The sequence below is a fragment of the Streptomyces sp. NPDC054863 genome, from assembly GCF_053610825.1.
Genome location: NZ_JBSGZD010000498.1, coordinates 1 through 2,995 on the forward strand (window position 1 = coordinate 1; position 2,995 = coordinate 2,995).

Consider the following 2,995-nt stretch of genomic DNA (forward strand, 5'->3'; position numbering starts at 1 on the left):
GGTCGGGGAGGTCCGAGCCGGGCGACCCCGGTGCGGGCGGACTGCTCCAGGCCGTACGCAACTCGACCACCACCGCCCCCCGCCCCGGCGGCCTCGAAGGACTCGACGACCTCGATGCGGGAGCGACCCAGCTCATCCCGCGCATCGACGGCTCCGCCGCCCCCGGCGACACCATGCAGACCCCGGTGGTCGGCGGCGGGCAGGACGGCGAGCCGCACACCCGGATGCTGCCCAGGATGCGGCAGGCGGAGGGCGCGTACGACACGTACGAGAGCGACGAACCACCGTACGACGACGAGGAATTGACGGACAGTCAGGCTGGCAGGGGGAGGTCCGGCGGGCGCGCCAGGCAGACCTTCTACCCGGACCGTCGGATGAACCTCGGAGTGGTGCTGCTGCCGCTCCGCGTCTTCCTCGGCTTCATCTCCATCTACGCGGGCATGGGCAAGCTCTGCGACCCCGTCTTCTTCGACGGCGGCGAGCGCGGCTCCATGGCCAAGTGGCTCAACTCCCTCCATCCGTGGGGACTTGCCGAGCCGCTGCGGGACTTCGCGCTCCAGCACCCGGTGGGTGCCGGGCTCAGCGTGGCGTTCCTCCAGGTCATCGTGGGCGTGCTGACGGTGCTCGGGCTGTGGCAGCGGGTCGCGGGAGTCATCGGGACGCTGCTGTCGGCGGCGCTGCTGCTGACCGTGAGCTGGAAGAGCGTCCCGGCGTACGACGCGCCGGACATCATCTACCTCGCCGCCTGGTCGCCGCTGATCATCGCCGGTGCGCCGGTGTACTCGATGGACTCCCGGCTCGCGGGCGAGGCCTGGCGCAGGCTGGGCCCGCGCAGCGAGGTGTGGGAGCTGCGGCGGCGGGTGCTGCGGCGCGGCTTCCTGATGGTCGCCCTGGTCGTCGGGCTGACGCTGCTGGTCGGCTCGGTGCTCGGCGGGGCGGTCCGCTCGGCCGAGGTCGTCGTACCGGGCCCCGGCGACGACCCGTCCAACCACCTGCCCGGGCAGCCGCTCCCCAAGGAGACCGGCGCCAAGCGCACCACGCAGGGCCCGGAGCGGCGTACCCCGAAGCCCTCGGCCAGCGGCTCCGTCACCCCGTCGACGCGGCCCAGCCCCACCGGCAGCCCGCGCTCCTCCGTGACGTCGGGCGCCACCGCGGGCCCCAGCCGGACCCGTGGCTCCACCGGCCGCACCCCCACCCGGGACACCGGTCCTGCCACGAGCACGGCGGGCCCCACGGCCACCGCGGGACCGACGTCCAGCGGCGGCACGACCGGCGGCAACGACGGGAGCAGCAGCGGCGGTTCGGACCCCGCGGGATCCGGTCCTGGCGGCGGCGACTCGGGCGGGACGGGCGGCTCGGGCAGCTCGGGCGGCAGCGACAAGGTGATCGGCGGACTGCTCGGCTAGAAGCCTACGAAGGGAAGGGCCCGGCACCGTGGCATCGGTGCCGGGCACTTCCGCGTGCGGCAGGCGGGCGTACGAGGGGGCCTGGTCAACTCCCGTGTGCGGCGAGCTCCTTGGCGGCCTCGGTGAGGTCCTTGGCGGTGTCGATGGCCCGCCAGTACGCGCCCTGCGGCAGCGGGAAGCCGGCCAGGCGGCGCGAGCGGGCGAGGCCGGGGAACGTCGTGCGCTCGTGGTCGCCCAGGTCCGGCAGGAGGGCCGCGAAGGCAGGGGAGAAGACGTACACGCCCGCGTTGATGAGGTACGGGGACGGCGGCGACTCGATGAAGTCGGTGATGTGGCCGAACGCGTCCGTCTCGACGGCGCCCCACGGGATGCGGGGGCGGGCCAGGGCGAGGGTCGCGGTCGCGTCGCGCTCGGCGTGGAAGGCGGCCATCTCGCGCAGCGAGAACCGGGTCCAGATGTCGCCGTTGGTGGCGTACCAGGGCTGTTCGGGGTGCGGCAGGCGCTGGGCGGCGTACTTGAGACCGCCGCCGCGTCCCAGGGGCTCCGTCTCGACGACTGTCGTGACGCGCAGGGGGAGTCGGCCGGCGTTCCCGCTCAGCCAGTCCTGGAGGACTTCGGCGAGGTGGCCGCAGGAGACGACCGCGTCAGTGACGCCCTCGGCGGCCAGCCAGGAAAGCTGATGGCCGATGATCGGAGTCCCGGTTCCGGGAATCTCGACCATCGGCTTGGGGCGGTCGTCGGTGTAAGGACGCAGTCGCGAGCCCTGGCCGCCGGCCAGGACGACGGCCTGCGTGGGCGTGGCTGTCGGGGTGGGGGTCATGCAGGGGACGATATGCGGCGCGGGGCGCGCCGCCGGTGAGGGGCAGGATCGTCAGCGCTGTCGGTGAGGGCTCGGTCGTGTCCGTCGGTCGCTCGCGGCGGATCAGTCGTGGAAGTGCGCGACGCCGGACGCGAAGGACGTGTCGCAGACGGGCCGCGAGAACGACTGCGCGCGCGTGGGACCGTAGTGCGTGACGGCGGCGCGGCCGAGGGCGCGGGCGATCGACATGCAGTGCCTGGCGAGCGACGGACGGCGCTCGACCTCGCGCTGGAGGTGCGTGAGCGCGACTCCGGGGTCCTTTTCCTGAAGTTCCACCAGGAGGCGGTCGCGCAGAATATCCTGCGGGGCACGGGACTTGGCCTTGGTGGAGACGTCCTCGGCGGACGCGGTCAGGATCTGGGACTCGGGGGTGCCGGCCACCCACGGGACGCGGGTGACGGCGAGGGTCCCGGAGAGCACCAGGACGACGGGCAGTACGAGGGCGAGAGTTCGGCCGATGCGGCGGGCTGTGTGGGTCACGCGAGTGAGCGTAGCGGCCGGTGACGATTTGGCGACATTCAGTCACCCTCATGGGGGACGGTTCGATCTCCTTTTTCGAATGTGGTGTTGACGTACAGGTATCGAAATGCCCACTGTGCCGGGGTATTTGTCGACAGCCGTACGTAAACACTGCGGGCTGCGCACCTGGATGCGGCGGACGGGGTCGCGTGTGTGCCGCGTGTGCGTCCCGTGTGTGCTGCCACGCAGGAGGGGCCCCGCACCGAAGTGC

The 2,995-nt window shown here is 72.7% G+C and carries 3 protein-coding genes; 1 reads left to right on the plus strand and 2 read right to left on the minus strand.

Going from position 1 to position 2,995, the window contains the following annotated elements:
* Positions 1-1,406 (plus strand): DoxX family membrane protein (locus ACWGIG_RS38220; RefSeq protein ID WP_453326330.1); only part of this gene is annotated, 1,406 nt, incomplete at its 5' end.
* Positions 1,407-1,491: 85 nt separating this feature from the next.
* Here ACWGIG_RS38220 and ACWGIG_RS38225 read toward each other — a convergent pair.
* Both ACWGIG_RS38225 and ACWGIG_RS38230 read right to left on the minus strand, forming a co-directional pair.
* Positions 1,492-2,226, minus strand: coding sequence for a nucleotidyltransferase family protein (locus tag ACWGIG_RS38225; RefSeq protein ID WP_453326331.1), 735 nt, complete (start codon positions 2,224-2,226; stop codon positions 1,492-1,494).
* Positions 2,227-2,328: 102 nt separating this feature from the next.
* Positions 2,329-2,745, minus strand: coding sequence for a hypothetical protein (locus ACWGIG_RS38230; protein WP_453326332.1), 417 nt, complete (start codon positions 2,743-2,745; stop codon positions 2,329-2,331).
* Positions 2,746-2,995: the final 250 nt, after the last annotated feature.